At 36.2% G+C, this 3144-nt stretch carries 2 protein-coding genes; both read right to left on the reverse strand.

The window, feature by feature from the left end:
* Nucleotides 1-289 precede the first annotated feature (289 nt).
* Nucleotides 290-1606 (reverse strand): Na+/H+ antiporter family protein, encoded by a 1317-nt coding sequence (locus V7014_RS02965; RefSeq protein WP_335504014.1) that lies wholly within the window; start codon nt 1604-1606, stop codon nt 290-292.
* 229 nt (nt 1607-1835) lie between these two features.
* Nucleotides 1836-2897, reverse strand: coding sequence for a glycosyltransferase family 4 protein (locus V7014_RS02970; RefSeq protein WP_335504016.1), 1062 nt, complete (start codon nt 2895-2897; stop codon nt 1836-1838).
* Nucleotides 2898-3144: the final 247 nt, after the last annotated feature.

Genomic DNA, 3144 nt, shown 5'->3' on the forward strand with positions numbered 1-3144 from the left:
CTCCGCTCATATTTTTGATTCTCTGCTCATATATTTGTCTCTCCGCTCATATATTTCGTTCTCCGCTCATATATTTCGTTCTCCGCTCATATATTTCGTTCTCCGCTCATATATTTGATCCTCCGCTCATATTTTTGATCCTCTGCTCATATACTTGGTTCTCCGCTCACATTTCCCACCCACAACACAAAAAAGGTGCCCAAACCTTGAGCACCTTTCCATAAACCCATCATTACAATTCTGCAATAACAGATACCCTATTCATTTTGTTCATTCATACAGATTACTTCTACAAAACAAGTGCTGCTATCATTCCAAAAATAAACAGCGGTATATTGTAGTGTAAAAATGTTGGAACGCATGTATCCCAAATGTGATTATGTTTCCCGTCTGCATTTAATCCTGAAGTCGGTCCTAGTGTACTATCGGATGCAGGCGACCCAGCGTCTCCTAATGCTCCAGCAGTGCCTATAAGAGCGGCAGTTGCTAATGGTGAGAAGCCAGCTGCTGCACAAATTGGAACATATAAAGTCGCTAATATAGGAATCGTTCCAAATGAAGAGCCAATTCCCATCGTAATGATTAAACCAACAAGTAAAATGATAAAAGCAATCGCAATCGGTGATGTTCCAAGCAAGGCTGTTGTTTGTTCTACTAAATCATTCACAGCTCCTGTTTCTTTTAAAACTGTTGCATATCCTGATGCTACAAGCATAACAAAGGAAATCATCCCCATCATGCTGATTCCTTCTTGTACAACACGATCACCATCATGCATTTTCACAACTTGTGTAACAAATAAAACGGTTATACCAGCTAATGCTCCAAGCACAAGTGATTGTGTTATTAATTGAATGGCCAATGCAGCTACTATAGAAATAATTGTCATCCAATGTTTCAATTCCCACGTTTCTGCAATTCTTTGATTAATTACTTTCTCCTCACTAACCTGTAGCTCGCTCGTTTTATTCACGACGCGATCTTTTCGATATGAGACAAAGACAGCGATTAATAAGCCAACGATCATTCCTATACCTGGAATTAGCATGGAGATTGTGACATCGTTCAACGAAATGGACATGTTGTTAGCTTCCATTTCATCTCGGATGATGCCTTGAAATATTAGTCCAAAGCCAGCAGGTATCATTATATAAGGCGCCTTTAAGCCAAATGTAAGAGCGGATGCAACCGCACGTCTATCTAATTTTAATTGATCAAATAATACTAATAATGGTGGTATTAATATAGGAATAAATGCTATATGAACAGGAAGAACATTTTGTGATAAACAAGCAATTCCTGCAATTGATAGTACAAGAGCTACTTTCTTCCCCTTAAATACGACTAACATTTTATTTACTAAAATATTTGTAATTCCTGACATTCCAATCATAACTGCGAAGATACCAAGCAACACATAACTTAAAGCCGTATTAGCTTGCCCTCCCATTCCTGAAATCATTATGGATGTAGTTTCGACTAATCCCATTCCCGAAACCAAACCAGCCACTAAGGCAGAAATAATAATAGAAAATAACACATTCACTCTTAATAAGCTTAATATGACAAGTATTATTACACTAATAAGGACTGCGTTCGTAAACATAATAAACCCCCAACTTCCACTCTCTAATATATTACCACTTTACCAAACTAAAATATTTATATCCAGAGGTATAATTTGGTATTTAAAACTTTCAACAACTTAACATGGAAAAAACAAGTAGCATAATCATTTCAGATGATGGCATCCTTTATATGTAGAACGTAAATTGGTCCTTTTAAGCAAAATAATAAGCTGACCGATAATCGGTCAGCTTTGATGTTTCGTTTGTTTATTTATCAGAATTTGCATCTTTTGTCGAAATCATACGTAGTAACGGCTTATAGTTGCTTCCAACAAGACCGACTTTTTCAACAAAGACTTCAATTGCTAACAGTAGAATACCTATAATCAACATTGCGCCCCAAAAAGTAGACATTGAGAAAATAAATGCAGCTAAGCCAAATGATGCAGCCATTGCATATATAATCAGCACTGTTTGACGATGTGAATACCCTAGTCGAAGCATACAATGATGTAAGTGAGACTTATCGGGAGCTGATAGAGGCTGTTTGTTCACAATTCTTCTGATGATTGCAAAGAATGTATCAGAAATTGGAACACCAAGAATGATTACCGGTACAATCAGGGAAATGACTGTAACGTTTTTGAATCCTAGGAGTGATAGAACAGCAATCATAAACCCTAAAAAGAGCGCACCTGTATCACCCATAAAGATCTTAGCTGGGTGAAAGTTGTATTTAAGAAAACCTAACGTGCTACCAATTAAAATCGCAGCAATACCCATAACGAAAAGGTCGCCTTTTAACGCCGCCATACCTGAAATCGTTATTAAAGCAATTGTTGATACACCAGCAGCAAGTCCATCTAAACCATCAATTAAATTAATGGCATTCGTAATACCTACAATCCAAATGATCGTTAATGGAATACTCATTACGCCAAGGTGTACTCCACCACCGAAAGGAAGATTAATGTAATCAACTTGAATGCCGCTAAGTACTACAATTAATGCGGCCACAATCTGACCGATAAACTTCACTTTAGCTGACAGTTCTAATATGTCATCGAAAACACCAATGACAACAATAATACTTGCACCAACGACTATTGCCCATGCACTTGTATTATCTTGCGGTTGAGGTTGAAGAATCAACATCCCAATAATAAAACTAATAAATATCGCTAAACCACCTAAGCGTGGCATAATTTTTTGATGAACCTTACGTTGATTGGGTTTGTCAGTTGCACCAATCTTGAAAGCTAATTTCTTTACCAAGGGTGTAATAATCAGCGTAGCAATAAAACATATTAACAAGGTAAGGTAGACCATGTAGTACCTCCTCAGATATTATCATAACCAATTGTCTTAAGATTTAAATTGTCAATTGTAACTTTTCTTTGCAGAGTATGGGTAATTTAATTGTGCTAATTCCCTTATATCTACATCATAAAACATCACTCTAGCATATTTTACTGAATCCTACTAAAACTTTCAAACTATTTTTATTTAAAATCGATAAAATTTAACAATAGCTTCATATTTAATAGCATATTTGAAGATTACTAGAAGGCTTTTT

This window comes from Bacillus sp. JJ722, from assembly GCF_036963345.1.
Taxonomy (GTDB): Bacteria; Bacillota; Bacilli; order Bacillales; family DSM-1321; genus Bacillus_AD.

What these genes read in the sequence shown, in the direction of transcription:
- V7014_RS02965 (WP_335504014.1), bottom strand. Translation starts at nt 1,606, where the DNA reads ATGTTTACGAACGCAGTCCTTATTAGTGTAATAATACTTGTCATATTA.
- V7014_RS02970 (WP_335504016.1), bottom strand. Translation starts at nt 2,897, where the DNA reads ATGGTCTACCTTACCTTGTTAATATGTTTTATTGCTACGCTGATTATT.